Source organism: Streptomyces sp. NPDC018263 (genome assembly GCF_055562575.1).
Genome location: NZ_JBVHFA010000009.1, coordinates 170,733 through 197,296, shown reverse-complemented (window position 1 = coordinate 197,296; position 26,564 = coordinate 170,733). Strand labels below are relative to the sequence as shown.

At 72.1% G+C, this 26,564-nt stretch carries 24 protein-coding genes; 17 read left to right on the top strand and 7 right to left on the bottom strand.

Features of this window, described 5'->3' with window-relative positions; all coding sequences use genetic code 11:
- Positions 1 to 8: 8 nt before the first annotated feature.
- From ACZ3HQ_RS25900 to ACZ3HQ_RS25890, 3 genes are all read right to left on the bottom strand, one after another.
- Entirely contained in the window at positions 9 to 1,391 is a 1,383-nt protein-coding gene (locus ACZ3HQ_RS25900; RefSeq protein ID WP_467514445.1) for a ferredoxin reductase family protein, read from the bottom strand.
- 87 nt (positions 1,392 to 1,478) lie between these two features.
- The gene (locus ACZ3HQ_RS25895) at positions 1,479 to 2,174 is read right to left on the bottom strand and encodes a L,D-transpeptidase family protein (protein ID WP_467514443.1); all 696 of its coding nucleotides are present in this window, start codon (positions 2,172 to 2,174) and stop codon (positions 1,479 to 1,481) included.
- A 3-nt stretch (positions 2,175 to 2,177) separates the two neighbouring features.
- A complete protein-coding gene (locus tag ACZ3HQ_RS25890) occupies positions 2,178 to 2,765 on the bottom strand; it encodes a pyridoxamine 5'-phosphate oxidase family protein (protein WP_467514442.1) in 588 nt (195 codons plus the stop codon).
- 91 nt (positions 2,766 to 2,856) lie between these two features.
- On the opposite strand from ACZ3HQ_RS25890, the gene ACZ3HQ_RS25885 reads away from it, so the two are divergent.
- From ACZ3HQ_RS25885 to ACZ3HQ_RS25865, 5 genes are all read left to right on the top strand, one after another.
- Positions 2,857 to 4,050 (top strand): argininosuccinate synthase, encoded by a 1,194-nt coding sequence (locus ACZ3HQ_RS25885; protein ID WP_364930090.1) that lies wholly within the window; start codon positions 2,857 to 2,859, stop codon positions 4,048 to 4,050.
- Positions 4,051 to 4,137: 87 nt separating this feature from the next.
- Positions 4,138 to 5,574: an argininosuccinate lyase gene (argH, locus tag ACZ3HQ_RS25880; protein ID WP_467514440.1), complete on the top strand. Its 1,437-nt coding sequence runs from the start codon at positions 4,138 to 4,140 to the stop codon at positions 5,572 to 5,574.
- A gap of 75 nt (positions 5,575 to 5,649) precedes the next feature.
- Complete coding sequence (locus ACZ3HQ_RS25875; protein ID WP_467514439.1) at positions 5,650 to 6,621, top strand: aldo/keto reductase; 972 nt, start codon at positions 5,650 to 5,652, stop codon at positions 6,619 to 6,621.
- Between the two features lie 54 nt (positions 6,622 to 6,675).
- The gene (locus ACZ3HQ_RS25870) at positions 6,676 to 7,227 is read left to right on the top strand and encodes a TetR/AcrR family transcriptional regulator (RefSeq protein WP_467514437.1); all 552 of its coding nucleotides are present in this window, start codon (positions 6,676 to 6,678) and stop codon (positions 7,225 to 7,227) included.
- Positions 7,224 to 8,747, top strand: coding sequence for an MFS transporter (locus ACZ3HQ_RS25865; RefSeq protein ID WP_467514436.1), 1,524 nt, complete (start codon positions 7,224 to 7,226; stop codon positions 8,745 to 8,747). Before ACZ3HQ_RS25870 ends, ACZ3HQ_RS25865 begins: the two co-directional genes overlap by 4 nt.
- Positions 8,748 to 8,815: 68 nt before the next feature.
- Here the strand turns inward: ACZ3HQ_RS25865 and ACZ3HQ_RS25860 are convergent, their stop codons facing one another.
- Positions 8,816 to 9,445 (bottom strand): lysophospholipid acyltransferase family protein, encoded by a 630-nt coding sequence (locus tag ACZ3HQ_RS25860; RefSeq protein ID WP_374201406.1) that lies wholly within the window; start codon positions 9,443 to 9,445, stop codon positions 8,816 to 8,818.
- Between the two features lie 315 nt (positions 9,446 to 9,760).
- Here ACZ3HQ_RS25860 and ACZ3HQ_RS25855 point away from each other — a divergent pair, with 315 nt between their 5' ends.
- The 3 genes from ACZ3HQ_RS25855 (at position 9,761) to ACZ3HQ_RS25845 (ending at position 12,086) form a co-directional block, all read left to right on the top strand.
- Positions 9,761 to 10,936 carry a glycerophosphodiester phosphodiesterase gene (locus ACZ3HQ_RS25855; RefSeq protein ID WP_467514434.1) on the top strand — a complete coding sequence of 392 codons (1,176 nt, stop codon included), beginning with the start codon at positions 9,761 to 9,763 and terminating at the stop codon, positions 10,934 to 10,936.
- Between the two features lie 101 nt (positions 10,937 to 11,037).
- Complete coding sequence (locus ACZ3HQ_RS25850; protein ID WP_467514432.1) at positions 11,038 to 11,544, top strand: sigma-70 family RNA polymerase sigma factor; 507 nt, start codon at positions 11,038 to 11,040, stop codon at positions 11,542 to 11,544.
- Positions 11,545 to 11,588: 44 nt separating this feature from the next.
- Positions 11,589 to 12,086, top strand: coding sequence for a GNAT family N-acetyltransferase (locus tag ACZ3HQ_RS25845; protein WP_467514764.1), 498 nt, complete (start codon positions 11,589 to 11,591; stop codon positions 12,084 to 12,086).
- 19 nt (positions 12,087 to 12,105) lie between these two features.
- On the opposite strand, the gene ACZ3HQ_RS25840 is transcribed toward ACZ3HQ_RS25845, so the two are convergent.
- Both ACZ3HQ_RS25840 and ACZ3HQ_RS25835 read right to left on the bottom strand, forming a co-directional pair.
- Complete coding sequence (locus ACZ3HQ_RS25840) at positions 12,106 to 12,525, bottom strand: hypothetical protein (RefSeq protein WP_467514431.1); 420 nt, start codon at positions 12,523 to 12,525, stop codon at positions 12,106 to 12,108.
- A 1-nt stretch (position 12,526) separates the two neighbouring features.
- Complete coding sequence (locus ACZ3HQ_RS25835) at positions 12,527 to 12,886, bottom strand: hypothetical protein (RefSeq protein ID WP_467514429.1); 360 nt, start codon at positions 12,884 to 12,886, stop codon at positions 12,527 to 12,529.
- Between the two features lie 576 nt (positions 12,887 to 13,462).
- Between ACZ3HQ_RS25835 and ACZ3HQ_RS25830 the strand changes: the two genes are divergently transcribed.
- From ACZ3HQ_RS25830 to ACZ3HQ_RS25790, 9 genes are all read left to right on the top strand, one after another.
- Positions 13,463 to 14,503, top strand: coding sequence for a methionine ABC transporter ATP-binding protein (locus tag ACZ3HQ_RS25830; protein WP_467514428.1), 1,041 nt, complete (start codon positions 13,463 to 13,465; stop codon positions 14,501 to 14,503).
- Positions 14,500 to 15,234 carry a methionine ABC transporter permease gene (locus tag ACZ3HQ_RS25825; RefSeq protein ID WP_467514426.1) on the top strand — a complete coding sequence of 245 codons (735 nt, stop codon included), beginning with the start codon at positions 14,500 to 14,502 and terminating at the stop codon, positions 15,232 to 15,234. Before ACZ3HQ_RS25830 ends, ACZ3HQ_RS25825 begins: the two co-directional genes overlap by 4 nt.
- Before the next feature lie 76 nt (positions 15,235 to 15,310).
- Complete coding sequence (locus ACZ3HQ_RS25820) at positions 15,311 to 16,141, top strand: MetQ/NlpA family ABC transporter substrate-binding protein (RefSeq protein WP_467514424.1); 831 nt, start codon at positions 15,311 to 15,313, stop codon at positions 16,139 to 16,141.
- Between the two features lie 59 nt (positions 16,142 to 16,200).
- On the top strand, positions 16,201 to 17,034 hold the full coding sequence (locus ACZ3HQ_RS25815) for a MetQ/NlpA family ABC transporter substrate-binding protein (RefSeq protein WP_467514422.1): 834 nt from the start codon (positions 16,201 to 16,203) through the stop codon (positions 17,032 to 17,034).
- Positions 17,035 to 17,182: 148 nt separating this feature from the next.
- On the top strand, positions 17,183 to 17,821 hold the full coding sequence (locus ACZ3HQ_RS25810) for a GNAT family N-acetyltransferase (RefSeq protein ID WP_399572557.1): 639 nt from the start codon (positions 17,183 to 17,185) through the stop codon (positions 17,819 to 17,821).
- A gap of 100 nt (positions 17,822 to 17,921) precedes the next feature.
- A complete protein-coding gene (gene cbiE, locus ACZ3HQ_RS25805) occupies positions 17,922 to 19,139 on the top strand; it encodes a precorrin-6y C5,15-methyltransferase (decarboxylating) subunit CbiE (protein ID WP_467514420.1) in 1,218 nt (405 codons plus the stop codon).
- 384 nt (positions 19,140 to 19,523) lie between these two features.
- On the top strand, positions 19,524 to 22,832 hold the full coding sequence (gene cobT / locus ACZ3HQ_RS25800; protein ID WP_467514419.1) for a nicotinate-nucleotide--dimethylbenzimidazole phosphoribosyltransferase: 3,309 nt from the start codon (positions 19,524 to 19,526) through the stop codon (positions 22,830 to 22,832).
- A gap of 155 nt (positions 22,833 to 22,987) precedes the next feature.
- Positions 22,988 to 24,217, top strand: coding sequence for a uroporphyrinogen-III C-methyltransferase (gene cobA / locus ACZ3HQ_RS25795; protein WP_467514417.1), 1,230 nt, complete (start codon positions 22,988 to 22,990; stop codon positions 24,215 to 24,217).
- 36 nt (positions 24,218 to 24,253) lie between these two features.
- On the top strand, positions 24,254 to 25,075 hold the full coding sequence (locus tag ACZ3HQ_RS25790) for a TrmH family RNA methyltransferase (protein ID WP_467514416.1): 822 nt from the start codon (positions 24,254 to 24,256) through the stop codon (positions 25,073 to 25,075).
- Here ACZ3HQ_RS25790 and ACZ3HQ_RS25785 read toward each other — a convergent pair.
- Positions 25,057 to 26,367 carry a serine/threonine-protein kinase gene (locus ACZ3HQ_RS25785; protein ID WP_467514414.1) on the bottom strand — a complete coding sequence of 437 codons (1,311 nt, stop codon included), beginning with the start codon at positions 26,365 to 26,367 and terminating at the stop codon, positions 25,057 to 25,059. The two genes, ACZ3HQ_RS25790 and ACZ3HQ_RS25785, sit on opposite strands and share 19 nt — an antisense overlap.
- Between the last annotated feature and the right edge of the window lie 197 nt (positions 26,368 to 26,564).

Genomic DNA, 26,564 nt, shown 5'->3' with positions numbered 1-26,564 from the left:
AGCTCCGCTCACATCTCGAACGACTCGTGATGGATGCGCCGGGCGGGGACTCCCGCGCCGCGCAGTGCCTCGTACACCGACTGCGCGAAGCCGGGCGGCCCGCACATGAAGACGTCGTGGCGGTCGATGTCGGGCATCTTGCGCCGGAGGTTCTCCGCCGAGATGTCCGGCCGCTCGCCCTCCGGGCTGTTCACCGCGTACATCAGCCGGGCGCCCCGCTCCTCGGCGATCGCCGCCAGCTCGTCCCACAGGGCCAGGTCCTGCGTGGTGTTGGCCCGGTACAGCAGGGTGATGTCACCGGAGGCGCCCGGCAGCGTCTCGAACAGCGCGCGCATCGGCGTGATCCCGACCCCGCCCGCCACCAGCAGTACCTTGCCCCGGCTGCGGCGCTGCGCGGTGAGCGCCCCGTACGGGCCCTCCGCCCACACCCGGGTGCCCGGCGTCAGCTCGCGCAGCCGGGCGCTGTGGTCGCCGATCGCCTTCACGGTGATCCGCAGCATCCCCGGCCGGGGCGCCGCCGACAGCGAGTACGGGTGCGAGCTGAACCGCATCCCCGGCGCCAGGAACCGCCAGCGGAAGAACTGGCCCGCCTCCGCGCCCATCCGGTGCAGCTTCCGCCCGGAGATCAGCACCGACACGATGCCCGGCGACTCCTCGATCACCGCCTCCACCCGCATCCGGTGCCGCAGGTTCAGCCGGACCGGCACGATCACCCGGTACCAGAGCACCAGCGCGCTCACCACGCCGTACAGCGCGTACCAGAAGGTCTTCGCCATCGGCTCGACCGCGAAGTCGTTGCCGGTGGTGATCTGGTGCCAGAAGGTCAGGAACACCGCCGCGTACGTCAGCAGATGCACGTGGTACCAGGTGTCGTACGGCAGCCTGCGCCGGACCGGGCCGATGGAGGAGAGCCCGATCACCACGAACAGGCCGGTGCCGATGGCCGCCTTGCCCATGTCGGGGAGCTGGTTCACCGAGTCGACGGTCTGCTGGACGATGTCGCCCAGCGACTTCCCGGCCTGGAGGGCGTACCCCCACATGATGAGAAAGACGTGCGCCAGGACCAGGCTCAGCGTGTAGCGGCCGCTCATCGCGTGCCAGCGGGCCACCCGGTCCGAGCCGACCCGCCGCTCCAGCGCCGGTACGCGCGCCATCTGGAGCACGACCAGCGCCATCAGGTACCCGGCCAGCAGCCCGGTGATCCGCCCGGCGTTCAGGACCCGGCCGGCGTTGTCGGCGATCGAGGGGGTGTTGTGCCACCAGAGCCACAACACGGCCGCCGCGCCCGCCCACACCGCGAGCAGCAGCGGGACGGCCGGCGAGCGGCGCGGGCGGATGCGGCGCATCGTCTGGCGGCGGGCGGCACGTCCGCCTGCGAGCGTGGTGGTCACGGTTCCTCCGGGGACTTGACCCTTGGCCCACAGATACGTGCGGTGCGGGCGGAGTGTTCAGCGTCCCGGCGGGCGACCTGGCGGGGGTCAGTGACGGACGAGCGCGGTGGACCCGCCCTCGGTCCCGATGGCGATGTGCGGGTGCCTGGACGGGTCGGTCCAGCGGAGGATCTCGGTCATGGCGTCGGCGGGTACGGAGACACAACCGGCCGTCGCCGCATGGCCGTTGACGTGCAGGAAGATGCCCGCGCCGCGCCCGCGCACCGGATGGCGGTAGTTGAAGCCGATGACGAGGGCGCGGGCGTACTGGGTGGTGTACGACACCAGGTGCTCGGACTCCGAGGCGCGGCAGTCGGCGGGGAGGGGGTCCACCCAGCGGTTGTAGGCGCGGGAGTCGTTGTCCTGGCACCACCACGAACTCTCGCCGACCGGGCGGTACTCGACGCGCGTCCCGGCGGGGGGCGCCTCGATGCCGAAGCCGAAGGGCAGGTCGTACAGCCCGGTCGGGGTGGTGTTGGTGCCCTGCTGCCGTGAGGTGCCCTCCACCAGCCCGCCCGAGCCGAACCGCGCGGGCGCTGTCCCGGCCGCCGTCCACCGCCCGTGCCGCAGGTCCCACCAGGTGAGCGTGCCGGTGGTGGAGCCGGCGTCGGGGGCCCGGGCGGTGATGAGCTGGGTGCCGCCGCCGGTGTCCGCCAGGCGCGCGGGCAGCGGGGTGTCGGCCGGCGCGAGACCGAGCGCGCAGAAGGAGGCGGACACGAGGGCGGTGACCAGGCGGCGGCGCATGGTTCAGACCGTAGAGGGCGGCAGCGGCAACGGCAGGCCGGGCAGCCCGTCGATGCTCGTCGCGATGTGCTCCTTACTGGTGAAGTAGTCGCTGAGCGAGGCGTCGTCCTCCCTGCTGAACCGCCGCCGGTGCGCATCGCGGTCCTGCTCGTAGGCCATGCGGGGCACGGCGTACCCGCAGGAGTCCCGCACCAGCTCGGCGTGGACCACGATGATCGCCCGCAGCCCGTGCGGGGCCGGGTCGATGCCGGGGAAGGCGGCCAGCAGGTCGTCGAAACGCGGGTCGTCGCGGAAGACCGGCTCGCCCCGGCCGTGCACGCGCACGATGTTCGGCGGCCCCTGGAAGGCGCACCACATCAGGGTGATCCGGCCGTTCTCCCGCAGGTGGGCCACGGTCTCCGCGTTGGAGCCCGCGAAGTCGAGATACGCCACCGTCAGCTCGTCCAGCACGACGAACGAGCCCTTGAGGCCCTTGGGGGAGAGGTTCACCGTGCCGTCGGCGGCGAGGGGCGCGGTCGCCGTGAAGAAGAGGGGCTGCTCCTCGATGAATCTCCGGACCTTGCCGTCGATGCGCTCATATGTCTTTCCCATGCCCGCTGCCTACCCCACCTCCGCGATTGACGAATCATGCGGAGTTCTGCATACTCATGCATATCAGCGAATGCACGTGAGGAGAGAACCCGTGACCGAGCGCGTCGTACTCGCCTACTCAGGCGGACTGGACACCTCCGTCGCCATCGGCTGGATCGCCGAGGAGACGGGCGCCGAGGTCATCGCCGTCGCGGTGGACGTCGGCCAGGGTGGCGAGGACCTGGACGTCATCCGCAAGCGCGCCCTCGCGTGCGGTGCGGTCGAGGCCGAGGTGGCCGACGCCAAGGACGAGTTCGCCGAGGAGTACTGTCTCCCGGCGATCAAGGCGAACGCCCTGTACATGGACCGGTACCCGCTGGTCTCCGCCCTCTCGCGGCCGACCATCGTCAAGCACCTCGTGGCCGCCGCGCAGAAGCACGGCGCCACCACGGTCGCCCACGGCTGCACCGGCAAGGGCAACGACCAGGTCCGTTTCGAGGCCGGCATCGTCGCCCTCGCCCCCGACCTGAAGTGCATCGCCCCGGTCCGCGACTACGCGATGACCCGTGACAAGGCGATCGCCTTCTGCGAGGCGAAGAACCTCCCGATCGCGACCACCAAGAAGTCCCCGTACTCCATCGACCAGAACGTCTTCGGACGCGCCGTCGAGACGGGCTTCCTGGAGGACATCTGGAACGCGCCGATCGAGGACATCTACGAGTACACCTCCAACCCGGCCGAGGCCCGCGAGGCCGACGAGGTCGTCGTCACCTTCGAGCGCGGCGTGCCCGTGGCCGTCGACGGCCGCCCGGTCACCGTCCTCCAGGCCATCCAGCAGCTCAACGAGCGCGCGGGCGCCCAGGGCATCGGCCGGATCGACATGGTCGAGGACCGCCTCGTCGGCATCAAGTCCCGCGAGGTGTACGAGGCTCCGGGCGCCATCGCCCTGATCACCGCCCACCAGGAGCTGGAGAACGTCACCGTCGAGCGCGAACTCGCCCGCTACAAGCGGCAGGTGGAGCAGCGCTGGGGCGAACTGGTCTACGACGGCCAGTGGTTCTCCCCGCTCAAGCGTGCGCTGGACGGCTTCATCACCGAGGCCAACGAGCACGTCTCCGGCGACGTCCGGATGACCCTGCACGGCGGCCGCGCCGTCGTCACCGGCCGCCGGTCCCAGTCGTCGCTGTACGACTTCAACCTCGCCACCTACGACACCGGCGACACCTTCGACCAGGCCGCGGCCAAGGGCTTCATCGACATCTACAGCCTGTCGTCGAAGATCGCCGCCAAGCGGGACCTCGCGTAAGCGACGTCGTTGAGCAGTAGGCCGACCGCCTCTCCACCCGGAAGGGTGGGGAGGCGTTGGCACACCACGAGCTTGAGGAGCAACGCAGTGAGCAGCAACAGCGGTGACGTACGGCTCTGGGGCGGCCGTTTCGCCGACGGTCCCGCCGAGGCCCTGGCGAAGCTGTCCGCGTCCGTCCACTTCGACTGGCGGCTCGCCCCCTACGACATCGCCGGGTCCCGCGCCCACGCCCGCGTACTGCACACCGCGGGCCTCCTGGACCAGGACGAGCTGTCCCGGATGCTGGACGGGCTCGACCGGCTCGAAGCCGACGTGGCCTCCGGCGAGTTCGTCGGCACCGTCGCCGACGAGGACGTGCACACCGCCCTGGAGCGCGGCCTGCTGGAGCGGCTCGGCCCCGACCTCGGCGGCAAGCTCCGCGCGGGCCGCTCGCGCAACGACCAGGTCGCCACCCTCTTCCGGATGTACCTGCGCGACCACGCCCGGATCATCGGCGGCCTGATCGCCGACCTCCAGGACGCCCTGGTCGGCCTCGCCGAGGCCCACCCGGACGTGGCCATGCCCGGCCGCACCCACCTCCAGCACGCCCAGCCGGTGCTCTTCGCCCACCATGTGCTGGCCCACGTCCAGTCCCTCGGCCGGGACGCCGAGCGGCTGCGCCAGTGGGACGAGCGCACCGCCGTCTCGCCGTACGGCTCCGGCGCGCTCGCCGGTTCCTCCCTCGGCCTGGACCCCGAGGCGGTCGCCCGCGACCTCGGCTTCGAGCGGGGGAGCGCGGGCAACTCCATCGACGGCACGGCCTCGCGGGACTTCGCGGCGGAGTTCGCCTTCATCACCGCGATGATCGGCATCGACCTCTCGCGGATCGCGGAGGAGATCATCATCTGGAACACGAAGGAGTTCTCCTTCGTCACCCTGCACGACGCGTTCTCCACCGGCTCCTCGATCATGCCGCAGAAGAAGAACCCGGACATCGCGGAGCTGGCGCGCGGCAAGTCCGGCCGGCTGATCGGCAACCTCACGGGCCTGCTGGCCACGCTGAAGGCGCTGCCGCTCGCCTACAACCGGGACCTCCAGGAGGACAAGGAGCCCGTCTTCGACTCCTGCGACCAGCTAGAGGTGCTGCTCCCCGCCTTCACCGGCATGATCGCCACCCTCACCGTCAACCGCGAGCGCATGGAGGAACTGGCCCCGGCCGGCTTCTCCCTCGCCACCGACATCGCCGAGTGGCTGGTCCGCCAGGGCGTCCCCTTCCGCGTCGCCCACGAGGTCGCGGGGGAGTGCGTCAAGGTCGCGGAGGCCGACGGCAAGGAACTGGACGACCTCACGGACGACCAGTTCGCCAAGATCTCCCCGCACCTCACCCCGGAGGTCCGCACGGTCCTGAACGTCAAGGGCGCACTCGCGTCCCGCAACGGCAGGGGCGGCACCGCACCGAGCGCGGTGGCGCTGCAACTGGCGGAGGTAAAGAGGGACTTGGCCAACCAGCACGAATGGGCAAAGGCCAAGAGCAAGGTCTTTTAGGGGCGCGGGGAACTGCGCGACCAGCCACGAAGCACCCGCAGCCGCCCACGAGCCCGACCGAACGGACCCGCCGCGATGCCCTTCGACCGCCTCTCCTCCGCAACCACCCCCACCTGCCACCTGGGCCTCGGCCTGGCCGCAGTAGGCCGCCCCGGCTACATCAACCTGAACCGGGCCCGCGACCTAGGAGATGACCGGAGCGCCGAAGCGCTACAGATCCGCACGCACGAACTCCTCGACGCCGCCTACGCCCAAGGCGTCCGCTACTTCGACGCCGCCCGCTCCTACGGCCGCAGCGAGGAGTTCCTCGCGGCCTGGCTGCACGCGAACCCGGAGGCCGACGACGTGGTGGTCGGCAGCAAGTGGGGCTACACCTACACCGCCGACTGGTCCACGGAGGCCGACCAGCACGAGGTCAAGGACCACACCCTCGCCACGTACGACCGGCAGCGCGCCGAGACGGCCGAACTGCTCGGGGACCGACTGGACCTCTACCAGATCCACTCCCTCACCCCCGACAGCCCCGCCCTCACCGACCGGGACCTGCACGCCCGCCTCGCCGAAGCGGCCGCAGGCGGCCTCACCCTCGGCTTCTCCACCAGCGGCCCCGCCCAGGCCGACACCATCCGGGCCGCCCTGGAGATCACCGTCGACGGCACCCCCCTCTTCGGCACCGTGCAGTCCACGTACAACGCCCTGGAGACCTCGGCCGGTCCCGCGCTGGCGGAGGCGCACGAGGCCGGGCTCACGGTGATCGTCAAGGAGGGCATGGCCAACGGCAGGCTGGCCCCCGAGCACGCCCCCGACGCCCTGCGGGACATCGCCGAGGAGACCGGCCTCGGCACGGACGCCGTCGCCCTCGCCCTGATCCTCTGCCGCCCCTGGGCCGGTGTCGCCCTGTCCGGCGCCGCGACCGTCGCCCAGCTCGGCTCCAACCTGCACGCCGCCGCCGTCGACCTCACCGACGACCAGCGCGCCCGCCTGGACACCCTCGCGGAGGACCCGCACGCCTACTGGACACGACGCGGCGAGCTGCCCTGGCACTGAGACTCGGATGGCCGCCATGAGACACCTGTGTCTCACCCGAGGTACCCTTGTCTCATGGCTCTCGACCGTGACCTCGTGCTGCGCTCCGCCGCCGCCCTGCTGACCCGCAAGTCCACCGCGACGATGGACGAGGTCGCGCGCGCCGCCGGGATCAGCCGTGCCACGCTCCACCGCCACTTCGCCGGCCGTGACGCGCTGGTCCGCGCGCTGGAGGCGCTCGGCATCGCGGAGTGCGAGGCGGCGCTCGACCGCGCCCGTCTTGACGAGGGCCCCGCCGCCGACGCCGTACGCCGTCTGGTCCGCGAGATCCAGCCCGCCGCCGGACTGCTCGCCTTCCTCTACGGCGAGAACCAGCTCTGGGAGGGCGCGGGGCAGAACACCGGCTGGCTGGGCCTGGACACCCGGATCAGCGCCCTCTTCCAGCGCGGCCAGCGCGACGGCGAACTCCGTATCGACCTCACCCCCGGCTGGCTCACCGAAGCCTTCTACGGGCTGATCACCTCGTGCGCCTGGGCCGCGGTGGACGGCCGCGTGGCCTCCCGCGACTTCCCCACGATGGTGGCCGAACTGCTGCTCGGCGGCGCGCTGCGCAGGGCGGAATCATGACCAGCACCCTGCGGCAGCCCGTACCCGTCGCGACCGCGCCGCGCCCCCGCCGCTGGCTCGCGCTCTCGGTGCTGGTCCTCGCCGTCCTGCTCGTCGCCGTCGACGCCACCGTCCTCGGCCTCGCCACCCCCTACATCAGCGAGGACCTGCACCCCTCCGGCACCCAACTGCTGTGGATCGGGGACGTCTACTCGTTCGTCATCGCCGGACTGCTCGTCTCGATGGGCAGCCTCGGCGACCGCGTCGGCCGCAAGCGCGTGCTGCTGTGCGGCGCGGCCGCGTTCGGCGCGATCTCGGTGCTGAACGCCTACGCGAGCACGCCCGGCCTGATGATCCTGGCCCGCGCCCTGCTCGGCGTCGCCGGCGCGACCCTGATGCCCGCGACCCTCGCCCTGATCCGCAACCTCTTCCACGATCCGCGCGAGCGCAGCCTCGCCATCGGCATCTGGGGCGCCACCGCCTCGGCCGGCACGGCCGTCGGCCCGATCGTGGGCGGCTTCCTGCTGGAGCACTTCTGGTGGGGCTCGGTGTTCCTGATCAACCTGCCGGTGATGGCGGTCCTGGTCCTGGTCGGCATCCGCACCCTGCCCGAGTCTCGCGACCCGAACCCCGGCCCGTGGGACCTGGTCAGCGTGCTGCTGTCCCTGGTCGGCATGCTCGCCCTGGTCTACGCGGTCAAGGAGGCCGCCACCCACGGCTTCGGCCCGCTCACCCTGGCCACCGGCCTGCTGGGCGCCGCCGCGCTGTACGGCTTCGTCCGCCGCCAGCTCACCCTGCCGACCCCGCTGCTGGACATGCGGCTGTTCAGGCACCGGGGCTTCAGCGGGGCGGTGCTCGCGGATCTGCTGACGGTGCTCGGGATGTCGGGGCTGGTGTTCTTCCTGTCCCAGTTCCTGCAACTGGTCCAGGGCAGGCGCCCGTTCGAGGCGGGCCTCGCGGAACTGCCCGCGGCGATCGGCGCGGTGGTGGCCGGCCTGATCGCGGGCCGCGCGGCGCGCCGCTTCTCGGTACGCGCGGTGGTCTCCGGCGGCCTCGCCGCCATCGGCGTCTCCCTCGCGGTCCTCACCACGCTCGACGCGTCCACCGGCTACCCCCTGCTCGGCGCCGCCCTGCTGATCGTCGGCATCGGCGCGGGCTTCTCCTTCACCGTCACCTCCGACGTCATCCTCTCCAGCGTCGACAAGAACCGCGCGGGCGCGGCCTCGGCCGTCTCGGAAACGGCCTACGAACTGGGCGCGGCCCTGGGCATCGCCGTACTCGGCTCCATCGTCACAGCCGCCTACCGCGACTTCACAGCCCCACCGGGCACCCCGGAATCGGCCCACGAGTCACTGGGCGCGGCAGTGGAAGCGTCGACGAGCCTCCCCGCCCCCACGTCCCAGGCACTGCTGGAGGCGGCCAGAGAGTCCTTCGTACACGGCTTGCACCTGGCGTCGGGAGCCGGAGCAGCGGTCCTGCTGGCAGCCTCAACAGCAGCATGGCTCCTGCTCAAGAACCAACGGCTGGACAAGATTCTTTAGGGGCGCGGGGAAGTGCGCGACCAGCCACGACGCACCCGCACCCTGAAAACGGCCGAATCGCCGAAGGCTTACGCGGCCTTGGCCTTGGTGGCGTACATATCCACATACTCCTGCCCAGACAACCGCATAACCTCAGCCATCACAGAATCCGTCACAGCGCGCAGCACATACCGGTCCCGGTCCATCCCCTCATACCGGGAGAACTCCATCGGCTCGCCGAAGCGAACAGTGACCTTTCCCGGCCGAGGAAACCCCTTACCCCCCGGCTGAAGCTTGTCCGTGCCGATCATGGCGAACGGCACCACGGGCGCCCCCGTCATCAGGGTCAGCCGGGCAATCCCCGTACGCCCCCGGTAGAGCCGCCCGTCGGGGGAGCGGGTCCCCTCGGGGTAGATCCCGAAGACCCGCCCCTCCTCCAGCACCCGCCGCCCGGTCATCAGCGCGGCGACGCCGCCGTTCGCGCCGTCCCGGTCCACCGGAATCATGCCGACGCCGGTGAAGAACCAGGCCATCGCCCGCCCCTTGATCCCCTTGCCGGTGACGTACTCGTCCTTGCCGATGAACTGCACCTGCCGCTTGGACACCACGGGCAGCACGATCGAGTCGATGAACGTGAGGTGGTTGCCCGCCAGGATCACCGGGCCCTCACCGGGGATGCGCTCAAGGCCCTCCACCTGGGGGCGGAACATCAGGCGCATGGCCGGCGCGAGCACTGCCTTGATGAGCGCGAAGCGGGACAACGGGTCCTCCAGGCCGAGCGGACGATATGAGTCTGTGCAGGTGAGGACATTACTCGCGGCTACGGGGAAAGCGCACATCGGGCAGCGCGATTCACCGAGGTCTTACGTGTTGTTGACATGGGCTCACCGCCTACGGGCCATCAGCCCGCACCCGCGTGTTCCCGCCGAGGTCTCCCCTCCGTCATGTCCACGCCCCTACGATCGGCGCGCACCACCAGAGACACAGCCAGGTCAGACCCCACAAGACGCAATGAACGACAGCGGGAGACGCGTATGGAAAGCGACCGGACCAACCAGCCCTCGCGCGCGACCGGACGGCGCGCGGTCCTCGGTGCGGCGGTGCTCGGCGCAGGCGGGGCGGTCCTCGGACTGCCCTCCGCCGCCCAGGCGGCCGGCACCCGGACGGCCGGGTCGGGCGGACGCGGCCTGAAGGGCCTGCCGGTGCCGACGATCATCGGCCACCGGGGCGCCAGCGGTTACCGCCCCGAGCACACCTTCGGCTCGTACGACCTCGCGCTCGAACTCGGCGCGGACATCGTGGAGGCCGGTGACCTGGTCCCCACCAAGGACGGGCATCTCGTCTGCCGCCACGAGCCCGAGATCGGCGGCACCACCGACGTCGCCTCGCACCCCGAGTTCGCCGGCCGGAAGACGACCAAGGTCCTGGACGGCGTCTCCGTCACCGGCTGGTTCACCGAGGACTTCACGCTCGCCGAGCTGAAGACGCTGCGGGCCGTCGAGCGCATCCCCGCCAACCGCCCGCACAACACCCTCTACAACGGCCGCTGGGAGATCCCGACGTTCGAGGAGGTCCTGAAGTGGCAGGACGCCCGCACCCGTGAGCGCGGCCGCCAGGTCTGGATCTACCCCGAGCTGAAGCACCCCACCTACTTCCGCCGCCTCGGCCTGGACCCGGAGCAGCGGGTGGCCAAGCTGCTGCGCAAATACAACAAGGACACCCGGAACTCGCCGGTGATCCTCCAGTCCTTCGAGCCGACCAGCATCCAGCGGCTCAACCGGCTCGTCGACAATCCGCTGGTCGTCCTGCTCGACGCCGCGGGCACCCGCCCGTACGACTTCGTCGCTACCGGCGACCCCCGTACGGTGGCCGACCTGGTCACGCCCAAGGGGCTGCGGGAGATCGCGGGCTACGCCCAGGGCATCGGCCCCACCCTGGACCTGGTCATCCCCAGGAAGGCCGACGGCACCCTGGGCGAGCCGACCCGGCTGGTCGCCGACGCGCACAAGGTCGGCCTGCTCCTGCACCCGTACACCATGCGCAACGAGAACCCCTTCCTCCCGGCCCAGTTCCGCAAGGGCGGCGCCCCGGACGGCTACGGCGACGTGTTCGGCGCGTACCGCACCTACTTCGCCACCGGCATCGACGGCGTCTTCACGGACAACGCCGACACCGGCGTGCTGGCCCGCGCCGACTTCCTGGGCCACTGAGACCGCGCGGGGCGTCAACACCGGCACCCCGCACCCGCTGGTCCGGGTGACAGCGCGCCGTCCCGGAAACCCGCCGCCCGGGACGGCGCGTCCCGACGCATATGACCCACGACCTGCTGACCGATCTGCGTCCGCTCCTCACCGCAGAGGCGTCCGCCGAGGCATATGCCTCGGGAAGTGAACCCGGCGATCTGGAGCAGGCCGTCTGGCTCCGGCTGCTGGAGCGCCTGGAGAGCCAGGGGCCGCCGCCGGACCCCTCCGGCTGGCTGCGCGACGCCGTACGCGACGAGGGCCGGCTCAGCCGCCGTACCCACGGCGTGGAGCGGCCCTACGACGGCGATCCCGCCGACGACTCCCGGCCCGGCCCCGAGCAGCTCGCCCTCAGCGCGGCCCGGCACCGGGTGGTGCGGGACGCGGTCCGTCGGCTGCCCGGACGCTGTCCGCGGATCATGGCGGCGCTGCTCTCCCCGCGCGACCTCACCTACCGCGAGATCGCGGGGGAGTTGGGCATCTCACAGGGCAGCCTCGGGCCGGAACGCTCCAGATGTCTGGGATGTCTGCGACGAATGCTGACGGCGGAGGTTGCCAGCGCCGAAGCACGGGGATAGAGGTGGGGGACAACAGTGATCAGGTGAGCGGGAGGCATGCGCACATGGGCATGAGCGTGACCATCTCGGCGGCGGCCGAGCCGGACGCGGAGCAGATCTTCCGGCTCCAGTACCTCTGCTTCCAGAGCGAGGCCGCGCGCTACGGGAACTACCGCATCGATCCGCTGGTGCAGAGTCTGGACCAGGTGCGCGAGGAGGTCGCCGCCGACTGCGTCTTCGTCGCCCGGCTCGGGGACGAGGTGGTCGGCTCGGTGCGCGGCCGGCTCACCGGGGACGGCGCGGCCGCCATCGGCATGCTCTGCGTCCACCCCCGCCTCCAGGGCCACGGCATCGGCGCCCGGCTGCTGGGCGCGGCCGAGAAGGCGCTCGCCGAGCAGCGCGGCGCCACCACGTACCGGATGCGCACCGGGCACCGCAGCGAGAGCGGGCTGCGGCTCGGCCGCAAGCTGGGCTACCGGGCCGTGGGCCGGTCGCTGGGTGCCGACGGCGTCGAGATGATCGTGCTGGAGAAGCCGGCCGCCGCCTACGCGGCCACCGCCTGAGGCGCCGGGGCAGGCGGTCTCAGGCCGCCTGCCGCCGCTTCGCCGCGCGCAGCCAGTACAGCGCGGTCAGGGGCAGTAGTACGGGGATGAAGACGTACCCCATGCCGTAGTCCGACCACACGGTCGCGTCCGGGAACGCGGACGGCTCGAGAAGCGTCCAGGTGCCCACGATCAGCACCCCGGCCAGCTCCGCGGCGCAGCACACCACCGCGGCCCGGCGGGCCTTCTCGCCGCCCCGGACCAGGGTGTAGGTGATGAACCCGTACACCACGCCCGCCAGCGCCGACAGCGAGTACGCGAGCGGTGCCCGGTCGAACTCCGTGGCAATCTGGTAGACCGAGCGCGACACGGCGCCGACCACCATCACGCCGTAGAACCAGACCAGCAGCATGCCCGGCCCGCTGATCAGCCGGGCCGGCTTCTCCTCCAGCGCCGTCATGTCAGCCTCCCCAGATGTCGAAGAGCCGTACTTCGAGGACGGCCAGCACCACGCCGCCCGCCGCGACCGTCACCGAACCCCAGCGCGTGCGCTCGGCCAGCGACATGAAACCCGCCGCCGGGACGCACGCCAGGGCGCCCAGCAGATACGCCACGAAGATCGTCGTGCCCTGGTCCGGCTTCTCGCCCCGCGCCAGCAGCACGATCCCGGTGACCAACTGGACCAAGGCCAGCAGGGACACCACGGCCATGCCGATGAAGTGCCAGTCCTTGGTCGGCTGGTCCCGGTGTGCGGCCCAGCCGCACCAGGCCGCCAGCAGCAGCGCGGCGATCCCGGTCACCAGCGTCAGGGCATTGAGCATGCGGAGACCTTATTACGGCCGAATCGGACGCCCGCCGCCGCCCCCGGCGTGCTGACGGGGACCGTGGCGTTGGCCACAACCGTCCGTAGGGCGGGGCCGCCCACCGCTCGCCCCCGACCGGCCTCCTGCCCCCTGCCCGCGCGGGCGACCCCCCGCTCACCTGGGCCGCTGTGTCTCGGCGGCGCCATCCACGGCTGTCCAGCATGTGGACAGGGCTCTCCGGTCCGCGCGGCCGGTCTGGTTTACTGACCGCATGACCACGACGAGCAGCCGCACCCTTGCGACCGAGGCGACCCAGACGCCCGGTGCTCGTTGTATGTGTCGCATGACGTGCCGAATGCGCGCCTTCTAGAGGGCCCCCGCACCACCGAAGAGCCTCGCGCCCCGAAGCGAGAGCCATGGCCCGGCCCGGCTCCGGAGTACACCGGCGTACCGGACACCGTGCCGTTCGCGCACACGCTGTTCTCCCCGGTTCACTCGCCACCGCGAGAACCGTGCCGCGTCCCTGAAATGCAACCCCATGCACCTGTGCCCGGCACACCCGCGCCCGGCACTCGACAGTGACGGAAACTCCCTGTGATCACCACCTCGGGCCTGACCAAGGTCTACCGCTCGCGCGGCCGGGAGGTCACCGCCCTCGACGGCGTCGACCTCCACGTCCGCGAAGGAGAGGTCTACGGCGTCATCGGCCAGTCCGGCGCCGGCAAGTCCTCCCTGATCCGCTGCGTCAACCTGCTGGAGCGCCCCACCGCCGGCACCGTGACCGTCGCCGGACAGGACCTCACCGCCCTCGCCGGCCGCGGACCGCGCGCGGGCAGGGAGCTGCGCCGGGCCCGCAGCCACATCGGCATGGTCTTCCAGCACTTCAACCTGCTGTCCTCGCGCACCGTGCAGGACAACATCGAGCTGCCGCTGGAGATCCTCGGCAAGTCCGGCAAGGAGCGCTCCCGCAAGGCGCTGGAACTCCTCGACCTCGTCGGCCTCGCCGACAAGGCGAAGTCCTACCCGGCCCAGCTCTCCGGCGGCCAGAAGCAGCGCGTCGGCATCGCCCGCGCCCTGGCCGGCGACCCGAAGGTGCTGCTCTCCGACGAGGCGACCAGCGCCCTAGACCCCGAGACCACTCGCTCCATCCTCCAGTTGCTGCGCGACCTGAACCGGCAACTGGGCCTGACCGTCCTGCTGATCACCCACGAGATGGACGTGGTGAAGTCGATCTGCGACTCCGCCGCGCTCATGGAGAAGGGACGCATCGTGGAATCCGGCACCGTCAGCGAACTGCTGGCCACCCCCGGCTCGCAGTTGGCCTCCGCCCTGTTCCCGGTCGGCGGCGAGGCCAGTGCCGACGACCGCACCGTCCTCGACATCACCTTCCACGGCGAGGCGGCCACCCAGCCGGTCGTCTCCCAGTTGGCCCGCACCTACAACATCGAGATCTCGATCCTGGGCGCGGCCATCGACACCGTCGGCGGCCTCCAGATCGGCCGGATGCGCATCGAACTGCCCGGCCGCTACGAGGACAACGTGGTGCCGGTCGGTTTCCTGCGCGAGCAGGGCCTCCAGGTCGACGTGGTGGGCACCGAGGGCGAGTCCGTGCTGGTGAAGGAGGGTGCGAAGTGACCTGGTCCGAGATACAGCCGCTGCTGTCCCAGGCGTGTTCCGAGACGTTCTCGATGGTGCTCTGGTCCACCCTGATCGCCATCGCCCTCGGCCTGCCGCTGGGCATCCTCCTCGTCCTCACCGAACGCGGCGGACTGCTCCAGAACGTCGTCGCCAACAAGGTGATCGGCCAGGTCGTGAACGTCGGCCGCTCGATGCCGTTCATCATCCTGATGGTCGCGCTGATGAGCTTCACCCGCTGGGTGACCGGCACCACCATCGGCACCACCGCCGCGATCGTGCCGCTGGCCATCGGCGGCATCCCGTTCTTCGCCCGGCTGGTCGAGACGGCCGTCCGCGAGGTGGACGGCGGGCTCGTCGAGGCCGTCCAGGCCATGGGCGGCAACAGTTGGACCATCGTCCGCAAGGTGCTCATCCCCGAGGCGCTGCCCTCGCTGATCGCCAGCACCACCACCACGATCATCGCGCTCATCGGCTACTCGGCCATGGCCGGCACGGTCGGCGGCGGCGGACTCGGCGACCTCGCCGTCCGCTACGGCTACCAGCGCTTCGAGACCGGACTGATGTGGATCACCGTCGGCATCCTCGCCGTCGTCATCTCCCTCATCCAGTTCGCCGGCGACTTCGCCGCCCGCTCCCTGCACGGCCGCGGCGGCTCCGGGCCGGTGCCGAAGCTGCGCCTGCTCAAGGCCAAGGAGCCGGCCGCCGCCGACATCACCAAGGTCGCCTGAGCGCCGTACCCCCTTCAGGACTTCCCGGCCACCCACGTCCGGGGTCGCACCACCTCTTCATGGAAAGGCACTTTTCGTGCGTAACACCGTCAAGCTCACCACCGCCGTCCTCGCCGCCGGAGCCCTCACCCTCGGGCTCTCCGCCTGCGGCTCCGGAAAGGACTCCGGCTCCACCGACACCAGCGGACCGCTGATCGTCGCCGCGAGCCCGACCCCGCACGCCGAGATCCTGAACTTCGTCAGCAAGAACCTGGCGAAGAAGGCCGGACTCGACCTCCAGGTCAAGGAGTTCACCGACTACATCACGCCGAACACGGCCACCGAGGACGGCTCGGTCGGAGCCAACTACTTCCAGAACCAGCCGTACCTCGACGACTTCAACAACAAGCGCGGCACCCACATCGTGCCCGTCGTCACGGTTCACCTGGAACCGCTCGGCCTCTACTCCCACAAGGTCAAGAAGGCCGACGACCTGAAGAGCGGTGCGACCGTCGCCGTCCCCAACGACGCCGTCAACGAGGCCCGCGCGCTCAAGCTGCTGGCCGCCGACAAGCTGATCACCCTCAAGGACGGCGTCGGCTCCGAGGCCACCCCCGCCGACATCACCAAGAACCCCAAGAACCTGAAGTTCAAGGAGGTCGAGGCGGCCCAGACCCCGCGCTCCCTGGACGACGTGGACGCGGCGGTCGTCAACGGCAACTACGCCATATCCTCCGGCCTCAAGCCCGCCAAGGACGCCATCGTCCTGGAGTCCGCGAAGAACAGCCCCTACGGCAACTTCCTCGCGGTCAAGAAGGGCAACGAGAACGACCCGCGGGTCAAGAAGCTGGCGAAGCTGCTCACCTCCCCCGAGGTGAAGAAGTTCATCGAGGACAAGTACCAGGGTTCCGTCATCCCCTCCTTCTGATCCTTCGTTCTGACCGCACCCGGCTGCCAGACCCCGACCGCTCTCAAGGGGATCGACACATGCGCAAGACCACCTGGCTCGCGGCGGCCACCGCCGCGGCCCTCTCGCTCGGCCTGACCGCCTGCGGCTCGGGCCCGGCCACCGGCAAGGGAGGTGACACCGACGGCCCGCTCGTCGTCGGCGTCACCCCCGTCCCCGCCGGTGAAGTGCTCCACCACATCGACGACAAGCTCGCCGCCAAGGCCGGACTCAAGCTGGAGATCAAGGAGTTCACGGACTACGTCCTGCCGAACACCGCGCTCCAGGAGGGCACGCTCGACGCGAACCTCTACCAGAACCAGCCGTTCCTCGACGACTTCAACAAGTCCAAGGGCACGGACCTGGTCTCGGTGGTGAAGGCGTACCTGCCGCCCATGGGGGTCTACTCCCACAAGGTCAAGGACATCCGCGGGCTCCGCGACGGCGCCACCGTCGGCGTGCCCAACGACCTCACCAACGAGGCCCGCGCGCTGAAGCTGCTCGCCTCCGCCGGCGTCATCGAGCTGAAGCCGGGCGCGGGCGCCGACGCCTCCCCGGCCGACGTCACCGGCAACCCCCGGCACCTGAAGTTCCAGGAGATGGAGGCCGCCCAGCTTCCGCGCTCCCTGGACGACATGGACGCCGCCGTCATCAACAACAACTTCGCCCAGGACGCGGGCCTCAGCCCCACCAAGGACGCCGTGTACCTGGAGTCCGCGAAGAACAACCCCTACGCCAACCTCCTCGCGGTCAAGAAGGGCAGCGAGGACGACCCCCGGGTCAAGAAGCTGGCGAAGCTGCTCACCTCGCCCGAGGTGAAGAAGTTCATCGAGGACAAGTACAAGGGGTCGGTCCTGCCCGTCAGCGGCAACTGATCCCCGCGCACGGGCCCGCCCCCGCCTCCCGTACCGGGTGGCAGGGGGCGGGCCCGTACGTGCGCGGGGATGCTGTCATGCTGCATGCTGGGCAGTTCAGCGGGCCCTGACGGACCCTCACGAATCATCGAAGGTTACGGAGCGGCGCATGACTAGCACCTTCCCCAACATCTCCATCTCGACGGAGCGGTTGGTGCTGCGACCCCTCGACGAGGACGACCTGCCCGCCCTGGCCGAGATGATGAACGACGAGCAGGTGGCCGCCTGGACCGACGTGCCCCAGCCCTTCACCGAGGACGGCGCCCGCCGCTGGATCACCCAGTACGCGCCCGCCGAACGCGCCGCCGGACGCGGCATCGACCTCGCCGTCACCGAGTTCCTCACCCAGCGCCTGGTCGGCATCGTCCAGCTCGGGAAGACCAACTGGCGCATCCGGTCCACCGAGCTGTCGTACATCATCGCCCCCTGGGCGCGCGGCGAGGGCTACGCCTCCGAGGCCGCGCTCGCCACCGCCAAGTGGCTCTTCGGCGACCAGCGCTTCGAGCGCATCGAACTGCGCACCGCCGCCGACAACACCGCCTCCCAGCAGGTCGCCCAGAAGATCGGCTGCATCAGCGAGGGCGTGCTCCGCAACGCCTGCATAGTCCACGTGCGCACCGAGGACGGCACCTGGACCGACATGCGCACCGACTTCATCGTGTGGAGCCTGCTGCCCGAGGACCTCGAGGGCAGCGACGAACAGCTCGCCGACAGCCGGGGCTTCGGCTCCTACGCCCAGTGGAACTGACCCGCCCCGCCGCCCCGCCGTGCCGGGCCACCAGGTAACCTCACCAAGCCCGCAGTAGGGCGGCCCCTGACGACACACCGACACCTGGAGACTGACGACGATGGCCGACCGGGTCACGGTGATCGGCTGGGACGGCTCGCCGCTGACCGAAGCGGCACGCGGCGCCCTCGGCGCCGCCACGCTCGTCGCGGGCGCCCCGCACCACCTGGCGCTCCAGGAGATCCCGGCCGCCGCCGAACGCGTCCGCCTGGGCAGCGTCGGCCTGGCCGCCCGCCGGATCGCCGGCCACCGCGGCACCGCCGTGGTGCTCGCCGACGGCGACCCCGGCTTCTTCGGCGTAGTCCGCACCCTGCGCGCCCCGGAGTTCGGCCTGGAGGTCGAGGTCGTGCCCGGCGTCTCCTCCGTGGCCGCCGCCTTCGCCCGCGCGGGCATGCCCTGGGACGACGCCCATGTGGTCGTCGCACACCCCCGCACCCTGCGCCGCGCGGTCAATGTGTGCCGCGCCCATAGCAAGGTGGCCGTCCTCACCGCACCCGGCGCCGGCCCCGCCGAACTCGGTCTGCTCCTGGACGGGGTGCACCGCACCTTCGTCGTCTGCGAGGAGATGGGCACCGAGAACGAGCGGGTCAGCGTCCTCACCTCGGACAAGGCCGCCGACCACACCTGGCGCGACCCCAACGTCGTCATCGTCATCGGCGGCCCCCAGCCCGCGCTCGTGGGCGACGGCTGGATCGCCGGCCGCGACCCCGGCACCGGCCCGCGCGGCTGGACCCAGCCCGACGAGGCGTACGGCGGCGTCCTCGGCGAGGGCGAGAACGAACTGCTGCGCGCCGCCCAGCTCGCCCGGCTCGGCCCGCGCACCGGTGACCTGGTGTGGGACATCGGCTGCGGCTCCGGCGCCTTCGCCGTGGAGGCCGCCCGCGCCGGTGCCGCCGTGCTCGCCGTCGACGCCGACCCCGAGTCCTGCGCCCGCACCGACGCAGCCGCCCGCGACTTCGGGGTCCAGCTCCAGATCGTCTGCGGTGAGGCCCCGCACATCCTGGAGAACCTGCCCGAGCCGGACGTCGTACGCGTCGGCGGCGGGGGAGCGGCCGTCGTCTCGGCCGTGGCCGACCGGCGCCCGCAGCGCATCGTCGCCCACGCGGCCACCCGGGACGCCGCCGAACTCATCGGCCGCGACCTCGCCGAACACGGCTACCGCGTCGAGTGCGCCCTGCTCCAGGCCGTCGGACTGGACACCAGGTCCTGGACGGAGAACGAGCGGAGCGTCGTCTTCCTCCTCGGCGGCGAACTGCCCCCGCGCGAGACCCCGCGCTGAACCCCCGCCGCCCTTCCCGCCGGATTCGCCCCGTGATCGGTTTGTCGTACCGCGCGCGGTAGGCTGGCCGATCGTTGTACCGCACCGGCAGTCCGGAAGTTCGTTCGTCAATGTCCGGAAAGCTCGCCCGCTTTGGGGCGGTGGGTGAGGTACGGCAAAACCGGAGGACGCGCAACGTGGCGCAGTCCACAACGGGCTGTCGCGTGATCTCGCTGTCACGACGACCGAACGGCCGCGAGAATGCCACCGAATGGCTTTGTCGCCATTTCTGGCGGGTCGTTCGTGCCGATGCGCACGGACGCTCGTTCTCACTACGGGGCGGTCGGTGCGCCGTTCCGGGTGAGCTGGTCGTAGGAGCACTAAACCGATGGGCGAGGGGTACGCATGACCGACACCGGCCAGGTCCCGGCCGAGGGACAGCCGGAGAGCGCAGGCATGGTGGAGCAGCCGGGCCTCGGGCACGGCGCGTACACCTACCTCGCCGAGGCGCCCGCCGAGGACGAGGACCTGCTGCTGCCGGGCGCTCAGGGCGCGTGGGGCAACGAACTGCCGCCCCCCGCCCCGGCACCGATCGTCGAGACCGTCCACGAGCCGGACGCCCACGAGACGGCGGGCCGGGACACCGGCTCCGTCGACCTCGGCGGCGTACGGCTGCCCGAGCAGGGCCCCGGCCCCGTGCAGCCGCCGCGCCGCCCGCTGCACCTCGGTCCGCCGATCCCGGACGCCTCCGCCAGCCCCGTCCGCTCCCTCGCCGACCGCGGCCCCGCGGGCGCGCCGGCACGGCCCCCGGCCGGGCCCGAGTACCTCGAGGTGCAGGCGCTGCCCGACCCGGTCCCGCAGCCTGCCGCGCCGTGGGGCGCCGGTCCGGTGGAGGCCGTGGCACCGGCCGACGAAACGGTTGTTCCGGAGGAGGTGCTTCCGGAGGCCGTTCCGGACGCGGTTCTCCCCGACCCGGTCGCGCCGGACCCGGTGGTCCCGAACCCCGTCGTCGCCGAGCCCGCCGCGCCCGAGGCGGTCGCTCCCGAGGCGGTCGTCCCCGAGGCCGTCGCCCCCGAGCCGGTCGTCCCGGAGCCGGTTGCCCCGGAGGCCGCCCTCCCGGAGGCCGCCCTCCCGGACGCCGTTCTGCCCGAGGCCCCTCTGCCCGAGGCCGAGACCGCGCCCGCCGAGCCCGCGCCCGCCGAAGCCGCGCAGGCCGCCGTGGACCGGCTGACCGCGCAGGCCGAGGCCGTCGTGGAGGAGGCCCCGCAGACCCCGCTCGTGGCCGAGATCCCCGAGCCCGAGGTGACCGAGCCCGTGCTGGAGGCCGTGCCCGACACGGCTCCGGGACACGAGGCCGAGGCCGCCATCGAGGAGGCGCTCGTCGAGGTCGCCGAGGCGGAGGTTCCTGCCGAGGAGGCACCCGAGGACGCCGTGGCGCTTCCGGCCGAGGAGGCCCCGCAGGCCGCCGAGCCGGTCGTGCCCGAGGCCCCGGTCGCCCCGGTCGCCCCGGTGGCGGAGGCCCCCGTACCGGACCCCGCGGCTCCCGTGGAGGCCCCGGAGCCCGAAGCCCCGCTCGCCGCCCCTGAGTTCCTGCTCCCCGAGCCCGGGGACATTCCGGTCGCCGCCGTGCAGCCCCCGGCCCCCGCGGAGGTGCACGAAGCCCCCTCCGGCCCCCAGCTCCAGACCCCTGGGGAGGCGCCCGCCCCGGCGGAGCCGCTGCCCTCCGGGCTGCCCTCGGAGCCGCACCCGGAGCAGCCGCTCGGCCGGTTCGTGGCCGTCGACGGACAGGTGCCCACCACCCCGCACCTGGCGCCCACCCCGCCGCAGCCGCTGATCCTCCCCGACCCGGACGCCGTCGCCCCGCAGGGCCCCGTGGCCGCCGCCCCCGAGCCCGAGACGCCCGACCTCGTCCAGCACGCCGAGGACCTCGCCACCACCGACGCCGACCAGGACGAGGACCCCGAGGACGCCCTGCCGCTGGGCCCCGCCGCGCCCGCGTACAACGACGCCGAGCGCGAAGCCGTCCTGAAGGTGATCCGCGAGCGCCGCGACATCCGCAACGGCTTCCGCAGCGACCCCATCCCGCACGACGTGCTGCTGCGCGTCCTGGAGGCGGCCCACACCGCCCCCTCGGTCGGCCACTCGCAGCCCTGGGACTTCGTCGTCATCCGCTCCGCCGACACCCGGCGCGCGATGCACGACCTCGCCATGAGCCAGCGCGAGGCGTACGCCAAGTCGCTGCCCAAGGGCCGGGCGAAGCAGTTCAAGGAAATGAAGATCGAGGCCATCCTCGACACCCCGGTGAACATCGTCGTCACCGCCGACCCCACCCGCGGCGGCCGCCACACCCTCGGCCGGCACACCCAGCCGCAGATGGCCCCGTACTCCTCCGCGCTCGCGGTGGAGAACCTCTGGCTCGCCGCGCGCGCCGAGGGCCTGGGCGTCGGCTGGGTCAGCTTCTTCGACGAGCGGGAGATGGTCCGCGCGCTCGGCCTGCCCGAGCACCTGGAGGTCGTCGCCTACCTGTGCGTCGGGTACGTCGACGAGTTCCCGGACGAACCCGAGCTGATGCAGGCCGGCTGGTCCAAGCGCCGCCCGCTGTCCTGGGTGGTGCACGAGGAGACGTACGGCCGCCGCGCCCTGCCCGGAGAGGACCCCCACGACCTGCTTGCCGAGACCGTCGCACAGATCCGCCCGCTCGACGCCAAGGCGCTCGGGGAGGCGTGGGAGCGGCAGAAGCGCATGACCAAGCCGGCCGGCGCGCTCGGCATGCTGGAGATCATCTCCGCGCAGCTCTCCGGCCTGTCCCGGCAGTGCCCGCCGCCCATCCCGGAGCCCGCGGCCGTGGCCGTGTTCGCCGGTGACCACGGTGTGCACGCCCAGGGCGTCACCCCGTGGCCGCAGGAGGTCACCGGGCAGATGGTCGCCAACTTCCTGGGCGGCGGCGCGGTGTGCAACGCCTTCGCCAACCAGGTCGGCGCCGAGGTGTGCGTGGTGGACGTCGGTGTGGTCGCCGACCTGCCCGCCACGCCCGGCCTGCTGCCCCGCAAGATCCGTGGCGGCACCTCCGACATGACCACCGGCCCCGCGATGACCCGCGAGGAGGCGAGAGCCGCCATCGAGGTCGGCATCGAGACCGCCCGCGACCTGGTGGCCGCCGGGAACAAGGCGCTGCTCACCGGCGAGATGGGCATCGGCAACACCACCTCCTCCGCCGCGCTGATCTCGGTCTTCACCGGCGCCGACCCGGCCGAGGTCACCGGCCGGGGCACCGGCATCAACGACGAGACACTGGCCCGCAAGACCGAGGTCGTCCGCCGGGCGCTGGAACTCCACCAGCCCGACCCGGCCGACCCGATCGGCGTCCTCGCGGCCCTCGGCGGCTTCGAGCACGCGGCCATGGTCGGCCTGCTGCTGGGTGGCGCGTCGCTGCGCACACCGGTGATCCTGGACGGGGTGAGTGCCGGTGCCGCCGCGCTGGTCGCCCGCGCCATCGCCCCCGAGGTGCTGGCGGCCTGCATCGCCGGTCACCGCAGCGCCGAGCCCGGCCATGTGGCCGCGCTCAACAAGCTGGGGCTGCGCCCGCTGGTCGACCTCGACCTGCGCCTGGGCGAGGGCACCGGCGCGCTGCTGGCGCTGCCGCTGGTGCAGAGCACGGCCCGCGCGATGCACGAGGTGGCGACGTTCGACTCGGCAGGCGTCACGGAGAAGTAGCGTCACCGAGAAGTAGCCCGCGGCCACGGGTGGTCCGGTGTTCACCAGCCGGACCACCCGTGCCCCACCAGGGGCCCGGACATTAAGATCCGCACGTCAGGGCCGCTCCGAAGGCGCGGCGCGCCCACCGCACACCGCACGAGGAGCCGCACCTCATGGCCGAACACCCCGCCTACCCCGTGGGCCTCCGCCTGACCGGTCGCCGCGTGGTCGTCCTCGGCGGCGGCCAGGTCGCCCAGCGCCGCCTGCCCGCGCTGATCGCGGCGGGCGCCGACGTCCTCCTGGTCGCTCCGGAGGCCACCCCCTCCGTCGAGGCGATGGCCGACGCCGGCGAGATCACCTGGCAGCGCCGCCCCTACGCCGAGGGCGACCTCTCCGGCGCCTGGTACGCCCTGATCGCCACCAGCGACCCTGTCGCCAACGCCGCGGCCTCCGCCGAGGCGGAGGACCACCGCGTCTGGTGCGTCCGCTCCGACGACGCCGACCGGGCCACCGCGTGGACGCCCGCCACCGGCACCAGCGAGGGCGTGACCGTCGCCGTCCTCACCACCAGCGCGCGCGGCCGCGACCCCCGGCACACCGCCGCCATCCGCGACGCGGTCGTGGCGGGCCTGAGCGACGGCACCCTGGTCGCCCCCCACCACCGCACCCGTACGCCGGGCGTCGCCCTGGTAGGCGGCGGCCCCGGCGACCCCGACCTGATCACCGTCCGGGGCCGGCGCCTCCTCGCCGAGGCCGACGTCGTGATCGCCGACCGGCTCGGCCCGCGCGACCTGCTCGCCGAACTCCCGCCGCACGTCGAGGTCATCGACGCCGCCAAGATCCCCTACGGGCGGTACATGGCCCAGGAGGCCATCAACAACGCCCTGATCGAGCACGCCAAGCAGGGCAGGTCCGTGGTGCGGCTCAAGGGCGGCGACCCGTTCGTCTTCGGCCGGGGCATGGAGGAGATGCAGGCGCTCGCGGAGGCGGGCATCCCCTGCACCGTGGTCCCCGGCATCTCCAGCTCGATATCAGTGCCGGCCGCGGCCGGGATACCCGTCACCCATCGCGGGGTCGCCCATGAGTTCACCGTGGTCAGCGGCCATGTCGCCCCCGACGACGCCCGCTCCCTGGTCGACTGGCCCGCGATGGCCCGTCTCACCGGAACCCTCGTCGTCCTGATGGGCGTCGACAAGATCGGCAAGATCGCGGAGACCCTGATCGCCCACGGCAAGGCCCCCGACACCCCCGTCGCCCTCGTCCAGGAGGGCACCACGGCCGCCCAGCGCCGGGTGGACGCGACGCTGGCCACCGTGGCGGAGACCGTCCGCACCGAGGCCGTGAAGCCCCCGGCGGTCATCGTCATCGGCGCCGTGGTGAACGAGACCCCGACCGCCCCCTGACCGCACCCCTCACCAAGAACGAGGCAGCAGCACCCCGTGGCCCAGCTCATCACCGTCGACGACCCCGCCGACCCGCGCCTGCACGACTACACCGACCTCACCGACGTGGCCCTGCGCCGCAGGCGCGAACCCGCCGAGGGACTGTTCATCGCCGAGGGCGAGAAGGTCATCCGCCGCGCGGGGAACGCCGGTTACGGGATGCGCTCGATGATGCTCACCCCCAAGTGGGTCGACACGATGGCCGACCTCATCGACGAACTGACCTGCCCGGTCTACGTGGTGAGCCCCGAGCTGGCCGAGAGCGTCACCGGGTACCACGTCCACCGGGGCGCCCTCGCCTCGATGGCCCGCAACCCGCTGCCCACCCCGGCCGAACTGCTGGAGTCCGCCGGCCCCCACGGCACCCCGCGCCGGGTCGCGCTCTTCGAGGACATGGTCGACCACGCCAACCTGGGCGCCGCCTTCCGCAACGCGGCCGCCCTCGGTGTGGACGCCGTACTCCTCACCCCGCGCTGCGCCGACCCGCTGTACCGGCGCTCGGTGAAGGTCTCCATGGGCACGGTCTTCGCGGTGCCGTACGCCCGCCTGGAATCCTGGCCGCACGACGCCGACACCCTCCGCGCGCACGGCTTCGAGCTGGCCGCGCTGTGCCTCTCGGACGAGTCCATCACCCTGGACGAACTCGCCGCCCGCCGCCCGGAGAAGCTCGCCCTGATGCTGGGCACCGAGGGCGACGGTCTCTCCCCGGCCGCGCTCGCGGCGGCCGACGTCCATGTGCGCATCCCGATGGAGGCCGGCGTCGACTCCCTGAACGTGGCGGCGGCCTCGGCGGTCGCCTTCTACGCCACCCGCCCCTGATTGTCTCCGGACACGGGGGCCTGCCGCACGGCCGTACGCTGTTCGCCGCCGTCCCCGCCCAGGCCGCGTGCCGGTCCTGAACAGCCCTGCGCCACCGCGATGCCCAGGGCGACCAGCAGCGTCACCACCACGAACACGGTCAGCCGCTGCCGCAGCAGCCGCGGATTGGCCGGACGGAGCTTGGTCCCCGTGGTACGAGCGGGACGGCCCGCGCCACTGCGCGGAGCGGGCCGGCTGCCCGTACCGCGCCCGGACGGGCTCGGCCGGGTACCGGGCCGGGACGCGACACCGCCGCGCGAGGGAGCCCCGCCCCGGGAGGGCGCGGCACCGCGCGGCGGCGGGGTACCGGGAGCGGCTCGGCGCTGCGTGGTGCGCTGCTGGTCGGGCGAGGTGTCCGCGAGCCGCACCGAGGCCCGGTCCGACACCGGCGCCCGCGGCCCGGGCGGCCGTACCTCACCGAGACCCTGTGCCTCGCGGGCCGCGATCTCCTTGAGTCGCAGGGACAGTTGGAGCGTGCTCGGCCGGTCCTCGGGGTCCTTCGCCAGGCAGGCCCGCACCAGCGGCGCCAACGCGTCCGGCACCCCGTGCAGATGCGGCTCCTCGTGCACCACCCGGTACAGCATGACCTCGGAACTCCCGTGCCCGAACGGGGAGTCACCGGTGGAGGCGTACGCCAGGGTCGCGCCCAGCGAGAACACGTCGGTGGCCGGGGTGACCGCCGCGCCGCGCACCTGCTCCGGCGCCAGGAAGCCGGGGGAGCCGACCGCCGTGCCGACATGGGTGAGCGTGGAGGCGCCGGTGGCCCAGGCGATGCCGAAGTCGATGATCCGCGGGCCCTTGGGGGACAGCAGGATGTTGGACGGCTTGAGGTCCCGGTGCACCACACCGGCCTCGTGCACCGCCACCAGCCCCTCCGACAGGGCCGCGCCGATCGCCGCCGCGTCGGCCGCGTACAGCGGGCCCTCCTCGGCGACCTTGTCGTGCAGGGAGGGGCCGGGCACGTACTGCGTGGCGAACCAGGGCCGCTCGGCCTCCAGGTCCGCCGCCACCAGCCGGGCCGTGCAGCCGCCCCGGATGCGCCGGGCCGCCGACACCTCGCGCGCGAACCGCGACCGGAACTCCTGGTCCTCCGCGAGATCGGGCCGGATCACCTTCAGCGCGACCCGCTGGCCCTTCTTGTCCGAGCCGAGATAGACCACGCCCATCCCGCCCGCGCCGAGCCGTCGGTGAAGCCTGAACGAGCCGACGACGCGCGGGTCCTCGCGCCTCAGGCGCATCATCGCCATGTTCATCCCCGCTGCCCGGTCCCTGTGACGTGCCCAGCTTACGTTTCCACGGCCGCCCGCGCGCAGAGGCCGCGCCCTCTCGGGCCGATGGATTGCGCCTACCCCACGCCCGAGGTGAAACGCGGTCAGCGACACGGATCTTGCTGTGTGGTTGATGTAAGGACGTCGTCAACCCTCTGACCTGGGGCGGATGTTGACTTTTG